This window comes from Helicobacteraceae bacterium (assembly GCA_031258155.1).
GTDB lineage: Bacteria > Campylobacterota > Campylobacteria > Campylobacterales > SZUA-545 > JAIRNH01.
The window spans coordinates 25,644-40,455 of the sequence record JAIRNH010000055.1 but is presented as its reverse complement, the minus strand read 5'-3'; the positions used below and the strand labels follow the sequence as shown (position 1 = coordinate 40,455).

Here is a 14,812-nt window from a genome sequence, read left to right as displayed (position 1 = left end):
CCGCGCGGAGCGATAGAAGCGCGGGCGCTTCGTAATCGCGGAGGAAGGCGGGAATCCATAGAAATAATGTAATGCGATTGTTTGTTGTTTTTGCGAAATATCTGGAAATGGATTCCCGCTTACGCGGGAATGACGGAAGGGCGGAAATGACGAGAGGGGGGCGCGGGAATGACGAAAGAGGGCGTAGGAATTAGAAGCTGTTTGCGGTATGGGTTTGTTGGCGTTGAAGTAGCTTTATGCGTGTCAAACATCGCTTTCTTTTTGCGTCCTTACGCGAACGTTAACGCCGTTAAACGCGCCGACGCTCGCCAAACAAACGAGACGCTTGACTTTGAAATCGCGCCAGCGCGCGTGAAAAAGCTATTTCATATCAAAGGTTGCGGAAAGGTTGATCGTCACCTCTCTTTTGCCGTCTTCTTGCGGCTCCTCTGAATACTGATAGGAGCCATTAACGTTGGAATATACGTCTGCTGGAGCGCCCAATTTTTTGCCTGAAGCGCGAGCTATCGCTTCGGCTTGTTCGCGCGCGCGCTCAAACATTTCGCTTAGTACTCCCGGGCTGACCTCTTCGCCCTCTTTTAACGTTACGCGCTTGTCGGCAGCGACAGAGACGTGAACGTTCGAGTAGTCATAGACGTCCCACTTTGATATCGCCGCCTCTATGCTTAAACCGATCACGAACGAAACCCCTAAAATAATCGCGCTCTTAGTTTGCATCGCTTAACCTTTATTTTGTTTTGGGGATTGTATATCGCCAACCCTTAAAAAGATCGCCAAAGCGCTTCTTTTAGTTTTCAAGCGATAACGCGTTGGTTATCCGCGTTTTTCTAGCTTGGCGGCGCTCGAAAACACAACTAAGCGCGTCCTCTAAGCGTTAAAATAATTATATTCTGTGCGTTTAGCGCGCACTATTTGCCGCTTTCGCGTAATCTTTTGCTAACTTAGTCGCCTTTCGGCGGCGTTAGCGGTTTGCGCGAAGCTGATAGGTAAGGTTGCCAGCGCCAAAGCCGATTAAAACGCCCTCGTCTATCATGCTTTTTACGCTCGCGAAATCAGGCGCGAATTGCGGGCTATAGCGTTTGAATCGTTCGGGCAGATCAAGCTCGATCGGCTCTTCGCTCGCCGCCCACACGGGCAGGATAATCAATCGATCTACGCCGTCGAAGCAACGCACAAAATGATCGAGGTTGTGCAGCGTGCGCGAATACTTATGCGGTTGCCAAATCGCCGTAACGCTCTTTAATCCTAATAGCTCTTTATACCGATGAGCCGATTGCAACGTCGCCTCTATTTCGGTAGGGTGGTGTCCGTAATCGTCGATCACCACGAGTTTATCCGTGCGCCGCACCACGTCGAAACGCTTTTTGATCCCGCGATAGCCGCATAGCCTTTCGCGAATCGTATCGATCGGCAGGCGCAAATTTGCCGCCAAGATCGACAAACTAGCGTCTATCGCGATATGCTCGCCAAAACCCCACACAAAAAACTCGCCAAAACTCTTTAGTTCAAAAGCGGTAAACGGCTCGCCGTTTTTCAACAGAAAACGCATATTTTTTATATCTTCGCTTGGAAACAGGCGAATCGCCTCGTCTTTATAGGTCGATAAAAACTTATCTTCGGCGTTGATCACGCGAATTTTCGCAAGCGATAAAAACTCCGTATAGGCGCCGTAGAACTTGTCTAGATCGTAGTCGTAATACTCCATATGCTCTGGTTCGGCGTTGGTTACAATCGCCACGTTAGGGTTGGAGCAAAGAAAGCTCGCGTCCGATTCGTCCGCTTCAAAAACCAGCGTTTTGCCTTCCGCGAAACGCGCGTTGGAACCAAAGTTTTTACTTTCGGCGCCGATTAACGCGGAGGATTCTAATATGGTCGATAAAATCGCGCTCGTCGTGCTTTTGCCATGCGCGCCCGCGACGGAAAACACCTCTTTGTCCGCCAACACGCTTTTGAGCGCCTCTTTGCGGCATAAGACGGGAATACCGCGCCTCTTCGCTTCGACTATCTCTTCGTTATCCTCTTTGATGATCGCCGAATGGATCACCAAATCTTGATCGCTTATCGCCTTCGCGCTATGCGGGATATTGATCTTTATACCCTCTTTGCGCAATTTGTCGATTAGGGGCGTGCGCGTTATATCCGATCCGCTTACGATATGCCCCTCGTGTTTTGTAAGCCGCGCAAGCGCCGAAATGCCTATGCCGCCTATGCCGATAAAATGCGCTTTTTTATTTTTCTTTCCCATCGCTTTTCTTATGTAAAACGCCGTTTGGCGCTCAACGTATCAACCTTGATTTTCCACGCCAAAACGCGCGAAAACACCGCGGGATCATAGCTTGGCGTTCCTTCAAAACCATAGCGCCGAATCAACGCGCCGATAGCCGTTTGCTTCTCTTCGTTCTCCCTGACAAGTTCGCCGCCGCCCCAACCGACGACGCTTTCATATACGCAAGAAGATTTGCATACCTCTTTTTTATCCGTCGCGACAGCGTAGAGGCGATCGGCTTCAAAACAAACTCGCGGATTTTCCGACAAAACCGCTATTTTGCGCCCTTCGCTAGCGCCGTGAAAATAGAGCGTTAAACGCTCGCCGTTAGTTTCAAAGCCAAAATTAAGCGCGACGATATACGGCTCGTTTTTGTCGATCATAGCTACGCGCATTACCTCGCATTTGGATAAAATTTCCATAATTTGCGCAAAATCTTTCACCTCGCGATCTTTTCTTCTCATCGCTCGTCTTTCAAGAAATCTTTAAGCCTATTTAACGCCTCCAGCGTCTCGCTTCCCTCGCTAGTAAGCGCGACGCGCAAAAACCCAAGCGGACTTTTGCCGCGCGAAAGAAAAGTTCCGGGCAAGGTTCTAAGCGCGTAACGCTCGTAAAGCTCGCGCGCCGCTTTGAGATCGTCGCCGACGGCAAGCCAGAGATAGAACGTCGTTTCGGGCGTCTCTACGCCCAGCGTTTTTTGGGCTAACTCCATATTTTTGGCGTATTTTATACGAATTTCTTCGCTGTGTTTGTCGTCTAACCACGCGTAAGCCGCCGCGATCTGAAGCGGAACGCCCGCCGTCGCTCCCGCATACGATCTATATCTCGCATATTCGCTTAAAATAGCGCTATCGCCCGCGATAAAACCGCTTCTAATTCCCGCCGCGCTCGAGCGTTTAGAGAGCGAGTTAATAACGATAATGTTGCTAAAACTATCGTTGCCAATCGCCTTTGCCGCTTGCAAAAGCGACGCTGGCGGCGCTTTAACGTATATCTCCGAGTAGCACTCGTCGTTTAGCAGGACAAAGCCGTATTTTTCGGAAAGTTTCGCCCATTCGATTAACTCGTCTAGCGCCAAAACGGAGCCTGTCGGATTATTTGGCGAGTTAAGAATAACCAGATCGCAATCTCTTAGTCTTGGATCGGTTATATCGGGCTTAAAGTTATTCGCTCGCGTCAGGTCTAGCAGAACGCTTTTTGCGCGGCTTGCCTTCGCCGCGCCTTCGTATATCTGATAAAAAGGGTTTGGATGGGCTATAGTAGGCTTATCTTTGCCAAAAAGCAGGCATTGCGGGAAGTTAAACAGCGCCTCTCTCGCGCCAAGCGTCGGCGCGATCTGATTATCCGCTAGTTTAACGCCAAAACGACGATCGACAAAGCTAATTTGCGCCTCGCTTAATTTGGGAATGCCCGCGCTTGGCGGGTATTTGTTGAACTTGCCGATATGGGCGCTCAACACCTCTAAAATAGGCTTTGGCGTTTCAAACTGCGGCTCGCCGATCTGTAAATTGATGGGCGTTTTATCCGATCTTGGTCGTATATCCTCTAACAGCGATCGCAACCTTTCAAACGGATATGATTCAAAGGCGATAGACATAAGACGCTTACTCCTTTTCTAATATAACGCAGGTTTCGATATGCGGCGTATATGGAAATTGGTCAAAAAGCGCGGCGGAAACGATGCGGCGCGTTTTGGTTAATTCCCGCAGATCGCGGCGCAAGGTTTGCGGATTGCAAGAGATATAAACTATCCGCTCCATACCCGCTATCAGATTTAGCGAAACGCGATCGAGTCCTAAACGCGGCGGATCTACTAGCGCGGTGTGAAAATCAAAGGAGTTAAGATCAATCTCTTTTAGGCGATTAAACGATCGCGTTTTGTTGATCGCGTTGGCAAACTCTTCGGCGCTCATACGCGCGAAAAAGATATTGTCTCGTTTATTGTTTTTCGCGTTTTCTTTCGCCGCGTCTAACAGTTCGCGATTGATCTCTATAGCGAGCGCTCTATGTAATTTTTGCGATAATGGAAGCGTAAAATTGCCGTTACCGCAATATAGCTCGAAACCGTCGTCGTTATTTGACGTTACGCTATCGATAAAACCGATCATTTCGCGGTTTATATATCCGTTTGGCTGGCTGAAGTTTCCCTCCGCTTGTTTATAATTCCAGCTTTGGTTTTTTATCGTTATTTGTTCGGTGATAAAATCGTTGCCGATCGTTAATTTCTTGCCCTTGCTGCGCCCTATTACGCTAACGCCGAAACGATCGCTAAGCGCCTTTGCCGCTTCGCTCCATTTTTCGTCGATCGGTTTATGGTATATAAGCGCGATAATCATCTCCCCGCCGTCGCTTGAAGCGAGAAAATCAAGCTCGAAAAGCCGCTCGAAAAGCGCGGGATTTTCGCCTATGCAATCCGCGATCGCTTGCATATTATCGCTAAAGCGCTCGTTCATCGCCGCGCAACGAGCGACGCTAATCGCGCCGCCGCCGCCTTTTTTATACATGCTAAGCGCGATCCCGCCGCCCCTTTCGTGCCATACGCGAAACTCGCCGCGATTTCTAAAATGGCTTTTTTTACTTGGAAAAACCTCGATTTTTGGCAAATTAAGATCGCTAAACAACTCCAAAAACCCGTCTTTTTTACGCGATAACTGCTCGTCGTATTCAAGCGCCAACGCGCACCCGCCGCATTCGCCAAACCATTCGCAATTCATCTAAAACTCTGCACCACGCTTCCCACGATTAGATTCCAGCCGTCCACCATAATAAAAAGTATAATCTTAAACGGCAGACTGATCATAACCGGCGGCAACATCATCATACCCATAGCCATCAATACGGAGCTTACCACCATATCGATCACCAAAAACGGCAGATAGAGCAAAAATCCGATCTCAAACGCCGTTTTTAGTTCGCTGATCATAAACGCGGGGAGCAAAACGGGCAGAGTAATATCCGCTTCGCTTTGGATATTGTCCTCGCCGCGAATGCGCAAGAAGAGCGCCAAGTCCTTTTCGCGCGTGTTGCGTAGCATAAAATCCTCGAACGGCGCGATCGAGCGATCAAACGCTTCGACGTAGCCGATCTCCTCGTTCATATAGGGGACTACTCCCTCGCTCCACGCCTGACGCATAGCGGGTTCCATAATAAAAAAGGTGAGGATTAGCGCCATCGAAATTAGAATTTGATTGGGCGGCGTTTGTTGCGTTCCCATCGCTTGGCGCAAAAAGCTAAAAACAATCAAAAGCCGCGTGAAACTCGTCGTCATCATCACGAGGCTTGGCGCAAGCACAAGGAGCGTTAAAATAATGATGATATTCAGCGTCTGAACAAGCTGCGTAGGGTTTTCGGGCGCGTTTATGCGCAGATCGACGGTAGGCAGTTGCAAGAGTTCGGGCGCGGCGAAAGCGGCGATCGCAAACGCGGCAAAAAGAGCGAGCGTCCTCATTGACGCGGCAAATCCAACACGCTTTTGGGCGTTTTAGTTTCGCTCGTTTTATTCTGCCCTAGAAAGTGAATCTCCACGCGGCGGTTTCTCGCTCTGCCCTGCTCCGTCGAGTTCGTGGCGATTGGCTGAAAGTTGGCGAAACCCGCCGCGCTTAGGCGTTCGGGTTTCACGCCGTCGTTCATCAGCTCCTTGACGACCGCGACCGATCGCGCCGTAGAGAGCGACCAAGCGTCGCGAAATTGGGCGTTGTCGTCAATTTCAAGACTATCGGTATGTCCGCGCACGACAATCTCTAAATCTTTGGGCATGCTATCCGAGAGGATCGCGATTCGCTTTAGCAACAAAAGCGCGTCGGCGTTGACGATCTCGGCTCTCCCCGATCGAAACAGTAGGCTCGCGGGCAGCTGTATCATAAACCCGTCTATCGCCTCTTGAATCTGAATCGTCTCTTCGCCGCCCTGCCGCCTGATGATTTCGTTAAACTCGCTGATCATCACGGTAACGCGATTGACCGTTTCGTCGGTTTCGCTCTGCGGCACGATCGGCGTGGCAAGTTGCATTCTCTCTTTGGAAATTTCGCTTTGCGTCCCGCCCTCTAGCACGCTTAGCGCGCCGGTAAGAGAGCCTAACGCCTCGTTTACTTTTTTGGCGTCGATCGTGCTCATGGAAAGAAGCAGGATAAAAAACACCAGCAAAAGCGACATCATATCGCCAAATTGAACGATCCAGCGCGGCGGACATATCGGGCAATCGCCGCTTTTTTTCTTCGTCATCGGCTACTCGAATTGGCTTACGCGCTGTTTCGGCGGCAACAAACCAAGCAGCTTTTGCTCCAGCATACGCGGGTTGTCGCCGGCTTGAATGGACATAATCCCCTCGATAATCAGGTTGCGCACCATCATTTCGTCGTTGTTGCGGATATTGAGCAAATAGGACATCGGCGCCGCGATCGCGTTGCCGGTGATCGCCCCGTATAGCGTGGTGATAATCGCGACCGCCATCGCGGGACCGATCGAGCTTGGATCGCTCATGTTGATAAGCATCGCCACTAGCCCTATTAGCGTTCCTATCATGCCGAAGCTGCCAGCCAAACTCGCGAATTGATCCAGTATGGCGGCGTAGCCCTTGTGGCGCGAGCTTGCCTCCTCGCTTTCGAGCTCCAGAAGCGATCGAATCATATCCGGCTCGTTGCCGTCCACCGCCATAGAGAGTCCCTTTTTCAAAAAGAGATTATCCTCTTGATTCACGGGCGTTTCCAAAGCCAAAATGCCGTCGCGTCTCGCGATCGTGGAGTATTCCACGAGCTTGCGAACGATCGCCGGAATATCGAACGTCTGCGGTTTGAAAACCACGCCGATAATTTTGCCAATGTTTTTCACCTGCTCCAGCTTGAAGGCTATCAAGACGGACGAACTCGCCCCGCCAATAACGATAAGCGCGCTTGGCAAGTCGAGATACGGTCCCAACCCCACGCCGAGCAAAATAGCGAACCCTAGCAGTCCTAAAACCATTATGATGCCAATAACGGAACCCAAATCCATCGCCACCGCCCAAAAAAACGACTTAAAAACCATATTCTAATCTACGGCGTGTTAAGATTCAATTAAAGTTTAATATCCATTCGGATCGGCAATGTCAAATCTTTCCGTCGTTATTCTCGCGGCGGGCGCGGGAACGCGCATGAAATCCCAAACGCCCAAAGTTCTACACCGCGTAAGCGGACGCGCGATTTTAGACTATCCCGTTCTCGCGGCGCTGGAGCTTAGCGACGATACGCAGATCGTTTTACACCACGAATTTGACGCGGTTAAAGCGCATATCGAGCGGAGGTTTGGCGATCGCGTCGCGTGCGTCCGCCAAGATTGCGAAAACTATCCGGGCACCGCCGGCGCGCTTAAAGCCGCGTCGCCGCGATACGATCGCGTCCTCGTTCTAAACGGCGATATGCCTTTGATTAGCGGCGATTTTATAAAAGCGCTAGCCTCGCGCAAAGAGGACGCGGCGATCGGCGTTTTTTCCAAACTCGATCCGTTTGGCTACGGACGGGTTATTATAAAGGACGATCGCGTTTTGGCGATTGTGGAAGAAAAAGACGCGAGCGAAGCTCAAAAAAAAATTACCGCCGTAAATGGAGGCGTTTATAATTTTTCGCGATCGTTTTTAGACGAGTTTTTGCCCAAAATATCCGCGAATAACGCGCAAAAAGAGTATTATATAACCGATCTAATCGCGCTTGGCGTCGGACGAAATAAGATAATTGGCGCGGTATGGGGCGACGAATATATTCTAAGCGGCGTAAATTCCAAAGCGGAGTTATCGCAAGCTGAAAAATATCATCAAAACGCGCTTAAAGAAAAGCTGATGAATAACGGCGTGGCAATGCGCCTACCAGAGACGATCTATATCGACGCGAACGCTGAATTTGAAGGCGAGTGCGTTATTGAAAACGGCGCGGCGATCTTGGGCGGATCAAAAATAATCCGATCGGTTATCAAATCGCATAGCGTAGTAGAGGATAGCGTTGTTATAGACAGCGATATAGGACCGATGGCGCATATTCGCCCAAACAGCGAAATTAAGAATACGCATATCGGTAATTTTGTAGAGACAAAAAAAGCGAAATTAAACGGCGTAAAAGCGGGACACCTGACCTATTTAGGCGACGCGACTATCGACGAGGGAACAAATATCGGAGCGGGAACTATTACCTGCAATTACGACGGCAAAGGCAAATATCACACGACGATTGGCAAAAATGTTTTTATCGGAAGCGACACTCAATTAGTCGCGCCAATAAACATTCCAGATAATGTGATGATAGGCGCCGGAACGACGGTCGTAAAAAATCCAAAAGAGGGCGATCTGGTTTTGTCGCGATCCGAGCAAAAAAGCGTCGCCGACTTTTTCTTTAAGTTTTTTAGGAAAAAAGAGTGAAACCGCTTGAAAACCGCCGCGTAGTTCTCGGCGTAACGGGATCGATCGCCGCCTATAAGGCTCTCTATTTGGCGCGGTTATTGATTAAAAGCGGCGCGATTGTGCGAGTGGTTATGACGCCAAGCGCCGAAAGATTTATCGGTAAATTATCCTTCGAGGCGATCGCTGCGAACGCGGTATTAACGGAAGATAGCGAAAGCTGGGCGAGCGATATAAATCATATCGGTTTCGCCAAATGGGCGGAGTTGTTTATAATCGCGCCCGCAAGCGTAAATACCGTCAATAAAATAGCGATCGGCGCGGCGGACAACCTCCTGTTGCAAACCTTTATCGCGTGCGGCGCGCCAAAACTGATTGCGCCCGCCGCAAACGGCGCTATGCTTGAAAACGCGGTTACCAAACAAAACATAGAAAAATTAAAAGCGATCGGCGTTAATTTCATAGACGGCGCTTACGGTCTGTTAGCCTGTAAAGAGGAGGGGACGGGCAGATTAGCCGAAGTCGAGACGATTTTTTACGAAGCCTGCCGCGCTCTGCTTAGCGATAGTTTTTGGCGCTCGAGAACCGCGATTATTACCGGCGGCAGCGCCAAAGAGCCAATCGACGACGTTAGGGTAATTAGTAATCTAAGCAGCGGAAAAACGGCTATCAGCTTTGCTAAAGCGGCGTTTTTTCTCGGCGCTAAAGTCTATATGATAGGAAATGTTAAAGAGGAGTTTTTACCAATCGAATATATCGAGGCAAACGCGGCTAACGAGATAAAAAAAGCGCTAGACCAAACGATAGCGAAAGAAAAACGCGACGATAACAGGGTATTTTTATTTATGGCGGCGGCGGTGGGAGACTATACGCCGAAGCATAAAGTAAGCGGCAAAATTAAAAAAGAAAGCGTTGGGGAAAATTTAAATCTGGCGTTAAAGCAAACTATAGATATTTTGTCTTCGATAGATAAATCAAATCTATACGCGGTAGGTTTTAAAGCCGAAACCGATCCGCTAAGCGCCTATAAAAGCGCGATAAAAATGAAACGCGATAAAAAATTAAACGCGGTATGTCTTAACGTAATCGGAGATATAACGCGCTTTGGCGGCGAGGAGACAAAGATTAAACTAATAGCTAAAAACGAAACGGAGTTTATAGGCGACAAATTAAGCGTCGCATATCAAATTTTACAGGCGCTTAAAAGCGAGATCGTTTGAGTTTTCCAAAACATATAGCCATCATTTTGGACGGCAACGGCAGATACGCCAAAAAATTAGGGCTAAAAGATCGCACAAAAGGACACGAAAAAGGCGCGTATAGCGTTAGAGCCATTACTACGCATTGCGCGAAAATAGGCGTGGAAGTCTTGACGCTTTACGCTTTTAGCACGGAAAATTGGAAACGCCCAAAAAGCGAAGTCGGTTTTCTTATGAATATGCTAGATCGCTATCTAAAAAACGAGTTACAAACGTTGCAAGAGAATAATATACGCTTTTCTACGATCGGCGATCTAAGCAAACTGCCCAAGAAGTTGCAAAAGCGTATATCCGATACGATAGCGCCAACCTCTAATAACGACGCGATGACGCTGGTATTGGCGCTTAATTACGGCGCTAAAGACGAAATAGTCCGCGCCGTTAAGAAAATCCTTCCGCGCGAGATAACCGAAGAGAGTATAGACGGCGCGCTGGATACCGCCTTGTTTCCGAATGTCGATATGCTAATAAGAACCGGCGGCGAGCGGCGGCTATCCAATTTTTTATTATGGCAAGCGGCGTATGCCGAACTATTTTTTACGCAAACGCTTTGGCCTGAGTTTAACGCCGCCGAACTAGATCGAATGATCGCCGAATTTCAACGGCGAGAACGACGCTTTGGGGGCTTATGAGTTATTACTATTTTTTAGCCGCGATTCTGGGTTTATGTTTTGGCAGTTTCGCGAATGTGATAATTATCCGCATGAGTAAAGGCGAGAGCGTCGTTTTTCCGGCTTCGCATTGTCCAAAATGCAAAAACGCGTTAAAGCTATATCACAATATTCCTGTTTTTTCCTTTATTTTTCTGCGCGGCAGATGCGGTTTTTGCGGCGAAAAAATAAGCGTTATGTATCCCATTATAGAGATCGCTACGGCGCTGTTGTTTTGCGCCGCATTATATAAACTTGGCGCTTCGTATTTTGCGATCTTTACCGCGCTGACGCTGTTTTTGCTTCTTTGCCTTGCCGTTATCGATCTACAAACGCTTATGGCGCCTGATTCTCTTAATTTTTTAGCGCTGTTTTTCGCGCTCGTTTCAAGCGCGTCGATTTTAGAAAACTTAACCGACGCGCTTTTGATAGCCGGCGGTTTATCCCTGCTTAGAATGGGGTTGTCTAGCTTGCTAAAAAAAGAGGCGATGGGCGAAGCGGACGTTATTTTTGGCGCAACGATGGGCGCGTTTTTGGGGCTGTTGGGCGCGCTGTTGGCGCTATTTATCGCCGCGCTATCGGCGCTCGTTCCAGCGCTTATTAACCGCAAAAGCGGACGGCTAGAAACGCCCTTTATTCCGTTTTTGGCGTTTGGCGTTGTTATCGTATTCTTATTTGGCGATAAGATACAAACCTTGCTCGGCTGGCAATGAAAGCAAAGGTTACGATAGCTTACGACGGCTCGCTTTTTTTTGGTTCGCAATATCTAAGAAAAAACGGCGACTTAGCTTTGCCTACCGTTCTCTCCGTATTTGAGGAGGCGTTGCGAAGCATAGGCGTATTTTCCGCGATCGCGCATGCGGGACGCACCGATCGATACGTGCATGCGCTTGGGCAAGTATTAGGATTTTCTATTCCTGATTTTTGGTCAAACGCCGATCGGCTTAAAACGGAACTGAATAAAAAACTATATCCTAAAATACTAGTTAGAAAGGTCGAGATCGTAAGCGACGATTTTCATCCGCGTTTTAGCGCCAAAAGCCGCGTTTATCGCTATGTAATTTCAACGACGCGCCCCTCTATTATTTTATCTCGCTTTGTAACGTATTCGCCCGACTTTGATTATAGACGCGCTAAAATGGTTATCAACGAGTTTATCGGCTCGCGCGATTTTTATTACTTTTCAAAACGAGGCGGCGGCGAAAAAACTACTATACGAACAATCCATAATATTGCTATACGCAGATATAAACGCCTTATTATAATCAGTTTTGAGGGCGACGGATTTTTGCGATCGCAGATTAGAATGATAATGGCGGCGGTATTAAAAATATCGTCGGGCAAAGCCGAAATAGAGGATATAGCAAAACAATTTGCGGGCAAATCGACTCGCTTTAGAGAACCGGCTCCCGCCGAAGGGTTATACCTAGCGAAGGTGAGATATTAATTTTCAAGCCTCAAACGTATTTTGCTTACTCTTTTCAGTTTAGCCGCTCGAAGGGAAAATTGGTATTAGCTCAAACGTTCTAATCGTAAAGTCGATCATCATATTCATCATCCAAGGCATAGCTAGAATCATGATAACCGCCACGACAAGGATTTTTGGCACAAAGCTAAGCGTCATTTCATTGATTTGCGTCGTAGCCTGAAATATGCTGATCAGCAAACCCGCGACAAGCCCGCCGATCAACATCGGCGCGGCGATCATAAGCGCGATCTTGAAGGTATCCGACGCGAGCGCGACAAGTTGCCCTTCCATCACGCGCCCCTTAACGCGGCGTATTCGATCGGAATTAACGCCTTGTCCAGCGAGACAAACTCTTTGTATATCCCGCGATCATAACCGATCTTGAAAAGCGTTTCGATCGCCGCTTTGCAACTGTCGCTAAAAGTCGCGGAGTCCTCGTTGGCGTAAAGCGAAAGGTATTTGTCGAGTTTTGTTTGATCGACGCGCACCAAAGCGCGATCAAGCAGCATTCGCCCAAGCGCGGCTTTGTGATCGACGGCGGTTCTAACCGCTTTTGAGAGTATATTTTCCATCTCGATCGCGCGATTTAGCGGTAACGATCGGCTTAGACACATAGCGCCAAGCGGCAGCGGCAGATCGTCTTTGGCTAATTCACGCCAAATATCCCAGATTTCAGCCTCCGCGACTAGCTCCTCGCTGAAATCAAGTATTGACTCGTGGATCAAAACTCCGGCGTCCGCCTCGCCGCTTAACACGGCGCTTTCAATCTCAAGAAAGTTTTTGTATATCGGACGCGCATGCGGATAGGCGAGGCGAAACAGCATAGCGTTGGTGGTGCGCGCCCCGCTTAATGCCGCTTTAAAATCGCGCTTTAGCGGCTTATTTTTGCGCCGAATAAGTTTAGGTCCGTAACCGCGCCCGAAACTCGCCGCCGTCCGCAAAAGCGCCTGTTCGCGCCAGATTAGCGGATAAAGCGCAAAACTGATCGCCGCGACTTCGTATTTGCCGATCATCGCCGCTTCGTTAAGCGTTTCTATATCCGCCGCGATATGATCGATCGCTATATCGCCGCTATTGATCCACCCAAAAGCGATCGCGTAAAACATAAAAATATCGTCGGCGTCCGGAGAGTGAGCGACTGTATAGCTTGGCAAGCGCGACCTTACAAATAAACTGCCGACATTGTAGCCTGCTAACGCTAATCTAAGCGGCGAAACCCATAACGTCCCCAACTCGTTTGGCGTTAAACGATCGCGAGCGGCGCGAAACGCCGTGTTTTAGGACGCTTTTTACGCGTCTATGTTCTTTATCGCTTTTGAAAGTTTAGCTTGCCGTTTAAGCCACTCGTGATGTTCGATCGCGGGAAAGCCGGAATAAACGCCGCTTTTTTTAATGCTTTTCGTAACGCCGCTTTTTGCCGCAATCGTTACAAAAGGCGCGATCTCGATATGCCCGTTGAAACCCGTATGCCCGCCTACGACAAGGTTGCGCCCCGCTTTGACGCTACCCGCGAACACGACGTGCGCGGTGATTAGCGAATGTTCTCCTATTTCGCAGTTATGAGCGATATGCACCAAATTGTCGATTTTTGTCCCGCGTTTTATGATAGTTTCGCCAAGCACGGCGCGATCAATAGTGGTATTGGCGCCTATTTCAACGTCCTCCTCGATAACGACGCGCCCGATATGACGTATTTTGACGTGCGTTCCGTCCTTCGTCTGCGCGTAGCCAAAGCCGTCGCTTCCGATCACGGCGCCGGCGTGTATGCGCGCGCGCGCGCCTATTTTGGAGCGGTTATAGATCGTTACGTTCGGATAGACAATCGAATTATCGCCCAAAGTAACGTTATCGCCAATATACGCGCCCGCCATAATCAAGCAATCCTCGCCGATTATAGTATCCTGCCCTATATGCGCCTTGTCGCTAATTTCGCTTCCTCCGCCAATCGTCGCTTTTTTGCCGGTATGCTTTATGATCGGCGAAGTGAAAAACGCCGAAGCTAACGCAAAACTTAGATGCGGATTTTCACTAATCAAAACCGCCGCGCTCGCGGGCGCCAAATGTTTATACTCGGCGCGCAAAACGATAGCCGCCGCGTTTGTCTGCGGCAGAAACTTGACGTAGTTATCGGAGCTAATAAATGAAATTGTATTCTCGTCCGCCAATTCAGGCGTATTTATGCGCGTGATCTCTCGATCTTGAGCGTCTAATCTCAACCCAAGTTCGTCCGCTAATTCCGATAGTTTCATGCAATACCTTCAATTAAGAACTTTTATAGACTAGCCGCGCATTCTAGCGCAATTTAATATAAACTAACGCCGTTAAACTTTCAGCGTTCCATAGCCACCACGCCGCTACGCACGATCTCTTTTGGATTGTATTTTTTAATCGCCTTCAAAAAGTTGCCGACCCGATCCGGTTCGTCCGCGACCATAGCCACGATAAAATCCTCGCCCACGTTGGCGATTTTGCCGTTGTAGGCGCGGCACAGCGCGTCGATGTCGCTAAGCGATTCCGAGATCGGAAATTTTGCCAGCGCCAGCTCTTTTTCGATAGTTTTTTCTCGTTCGTGATCGATAACTTTCAAGACGGGAATTAGCTTATGCAGCTGTTTAACAATCTGCTCTAAAACCTTCGCGCTTCCGATCGTAACGATACTAATATGCGAGTATTCGCCGCTTGGAATCGGCGCGACCGTCAAACTCTCTATGTTGTAGCCGCGTCCGGCAAACAGCCCGCTTATACGCGACAAAACGCCGTGTTCATTTAAAACTACGACGGAGATCACCCTTCTTTCCGTTTGCATCG

General features: G+C 48.9%; 17 protein-coding genes. 5 read left to right on the top strand and 12 right to left on the bottom strand.

Annotation, left to right across the window (positions count from 1 at the left end):
* Positions 1-360: 360 nt before the first annotated feature.
* From LBF86_07475 to LBF86_07440, 8 genes are all read right to left on the bottom strand, one after another.
* On the bottom strand, positions 361-717 hold the full coding sequence (locus LBF86_07475; GenBank protein ID MDR0665340.1) for an SIMPL domain-containing protein: 357 nt from the start codon (positions 715-717) through the stop codon (positions 361-363).
* A gap of 244 nt (positions 718-961) precedes the next feature.
* Positions 962-2,245, bottom strand: coding sequence for a UDP-N-acetylmuramate--L-alanine ligase (gene murC, locus LBF86_07470; protein MDR0665339.1), 1,284 nt, complete (start codon positions 2,243-2,245; stop codon positions 962-964).
* An 8-nt stretch (positions 2,246-2,253) separates the two neighbouring features.
* Entirely contained in the window at positions 2,254-2,730 is a 477-nt protein-coding gene (locus LBF86_07465; protein MDR0665338.1) for a pyridoxamine 5'-phosphate oxidase family protein, read from the bottom strand.
* Complete coding sequence (locus LBF86_07460) at positions 2,727-3,857, bottom strand: succinyldiaminopimelate transaminase (GenBank protein MDR0665337.1); 1,131 nt, start codon at positions 3,855-3,857, stop codon at positions 2,727-2,729. The genes LBF86_07465 and LBF86_07460 overlap by 4 nt, the downstream gene beginning before the upstream one ends.
* A 13-nt stretch (positions 3,858-3,870) precedes the next feature.
* Positions 3,871-4,980: a tRNA (uridine(54)-C5)-methyltransferase TrmA gene (gene trmA / locus LBF86_07455; protein MDR0665336.1), complete on the bottom strand. Its 1,110-nt coding sequence runs from the start codon at positions 4,978-4,980 to the stop codon at positions 3,871-3,873.
* Entirely contained in the window at positions 4,977-5,714 is a 738-nt protein-coding gene (gene fliP, locus LBF86_07450; protein MDR0665335.1) for a flagellar type III secretion system pore protein FliP, read from the bottom strand. The genes trmA and fliP overlap by 4 nt, the downstream gene beginning before the upstream one ends.
* Complete coding sequence (locus LBF86_07445) at positions 5,711-6,487, bottom strand: flagellar motor protein MotB (GenBank protein ID MDR0665334.1); 777 nt, start codon at positions 6,485-6,487, stop codon at positions 5,711-5,713. Before LBF86_07445 ends, fliP begins: the two co-directional genes overlap by 4 nt.
* 3 nt (positions 6,488-6,490) lie before the next feature.
* Positions 6,491-7,255, bottom strand: coding sequence for a motility protein A (locus LBF86_07440; protein ID MDR0665333.1), 765 nt, complete (start codon positions 7,253-7,255; stop codon positions 6,491-6,493).
* 91 nt (positions 7,256-7,346) lie between these two features.
* On the opposite strand from LBF86_07440, the gene glmU reads away from it, so the two are divergent.
* The 5 genes from glmU to truA are packed head-to-tail and all read left to right on the top strand — an operon-like array spanning position 7,347 to position 11,983.
* Positions 7,347-8,648 carry a bifunctional UDP-N-acetylglucosamine diphosphorylase/glucosamine-1-phosphate N-acetyltransferase GlmU gene (gene glmU / locus LBF86_07435; GenBank protein ID MDR0665332.1) on the top strand — a complete coding sequence of 434 codons (1,302 nt, stop codon included), beginning with the start codon at positions 7,347-7,349 and terminating at the stop codon, positions 8,646-8,648.
* Positions 8,645-9,847, top strand: a complete 1,203-nt coding sequence (gene coaBC / locus LBF86_07430; protein MDR0665331.1) for a bifunctional phosphopantothenoylcysteine decarboxylase/phosphopantothenate--cysteine ligase CoaBC — start codon at positions 8,645-8,647, stop codon at positions 9,845-9,847. The genes glmU and coaBC overlap by 4 nt, the downstream gene beginning before the upstream one ends.
* Positions 9,844-10,518, top strand: coding sequence for a di-trans,poly-cis-decaprenylcistransferase (uppS, locus tag LBF86_07425; GenBank protein MDR0665330.1), 675 nt, complete (start codon positions 9,844-9,846; stop codon positions 10,516-10,518). Before coaBC ends, uppS begins: the two co-directional genes overlap by 4 nt.
* Positions 10,515-11,249, top strand: coding sequence for a prepilin peptidase (locus LBF86_07420; protein MDR0665329.1), 735 nt, complete (start codon positions 10,515-10,517; stop codon positions 11,247-11,249). The genes uppS and LBF86_07420 overlap by 4 nt, the downstream gene beginning before the upstream one ends.
* A complete protein-coding gene (gene truA / locus LBF86_07415) occupies positions 11,246-11,983 on the top strand; it encodes a tRNA pseudouridine(38-40) synthase TruA (protein MDR0665328.1) in 738 nt (245 codons plus the stop codon). The genes LBF86_07420 and truA overlap by 4 nt, the downstream gene beginning before the upstream one ends.
* A gap of 39 nt (positions 11,984-12,022) precedes the next feature.
* Here the strand turns inward: truA and fliQ are convergent, their stop codons facing one another.
* From fliQ to ilvN, 4 genes are all read right to left on the bottom strand, one after another.
* Positions 12,023-12,295, bottom strand: coding sequence for a flagellar biosynthesis protein FliQ (gene fliQ, locus LBF86_07410; protein MDR0665327.1), 273 nt, complete (start codon positions 12,293-12,295; stop codon positions 12,023-12,025).
* Positions 12,295-13,158 (bottom strand): S-ribosylhomocysteine lyase, encoded by an 864-nt coding sequence (locus LBF86_07405; GenBank protein MDR0665326.1) that lies wholly within the window; start codon positions 13,156-13,158, stop codon positions 12,295-12,297. The genes fliQ and LBF86_07405 overlap by 1 nt, the downstream gene beginning before the upstream one ends.
* A 135-nt stretch (positions 13,159-13,293) precedes the next feature.
* The gene (gene lpxD, locus LBF86_07400) at positions 13,294-14,253 is read right to left on the bottom strand and encodes a UDP-3-O-(3-hydroxymyristoyl)glucosamine N-acyltransferase (protein ID MDR0665325.1); all 960 of its coding nucleotides are present in this window, start codon (positions 14,251-14,253) and stop codon (positions 13,294-13,296) included.
* Between the two features lie 80 nt (positions 14,254-14,333).
* Positions 14,334-14,810 (bottom strand): acetolactate synthase small subunit, encoded by a 477-nt coding sequence (gene ilvN / locus LBF86_07395; protein ID MDR0665324.1) that lies wholly within the window; start codon positions 14,808-14,810, stop codon positions 14,334-14,336.
* Positions 14,811-14,812 lie beyond the last annotated feature (2 nt).

Coding starts and splice junctions, on each gene's coding strand:
- LBF86_07475 (MDR0665340.1), bottom strand. CDS start 717: ATGCAAACTAAGAGCGCGATTATTTTAGGGGTTTCGTTCGTGATCGGT.
- murC (MDR0665339.1), bottom strand. CDS start 2,245: ATGGGAAAGAAAAATAAAAAAGCGCATTTTATCGGCATAGGCGGCATA.
- LBF86_07465 (MDR0665338.1), bottom strand. CDS start 2,730: ATGAGAAGAAAAGATCGCGAGGTGAAAGATTTTGCGCAAATTATGGAA.
- trmA (MDR0665336.1), bottom strand. CDS start 4,980: ATGAATTGCGAATGGTTTGGCGAATGCGGCGGGTGCGCGTTGGCGCTT.
- fliP (MDR0665335.1), bottom strand. CDS start 5,714: ATGAGGACGCTCGCTCTTTTTGCCGCGTTTGCGATCGCCGCTTTCGCC.
- LBF86_07445 (MDR0665334.1), bottom strand. CDS start 6,487: ATGACGAAGAAAAAAAGCGGCGATTGCCCGATATGTCCGCCGCGCTGG.
- LBF86_07440 (MDR0665333.1), bottom strand. CDS start 7,255: ATGGATTTGGGTTCCGTTATTGGCATCATAATGGTTTTAGGACTGCTA.
- glmU (MDR0665332.1), top strand. CDS start 7,347: ATGTCAAATCTTTCCGTCGTTATTCTCGCGGCGGGCGCGGGAACGCGC.
- LBF86_07420 (MDR0665329.1), top strand. CDS start 10,515: ATGAGTTATTACTATTTTTTAGCCGCGATTCTGGGTTTATGTTTTGGC.
- truA (MDR0665328.1), top strand. CDS start 11,246: ATGAAAGCAAAGGTTACGATAGCTTACGACGGCTCGCTTTTTTTTGGT.
- fliQ (MDR0665327.1), bottom strand. CDS start 12,295: ATGGAAGGGCAACTTGTCGCGCTCGCGTCGGATACCTTCAAGATCGCG.
- lpxD (MDR0665325.1), bottom strand. CDS start 14,253: ATGAAACTATCGGAATTAGCGGACGAACTTGGGTTGAGATTAGACGCT.
- ilvN (MDR0665324.1), bottom strand. CDS start 14,810: ATGCAAACGGAAAGAAGGGTGATCTCCGTCGTAGTTTTAAATGAACAC.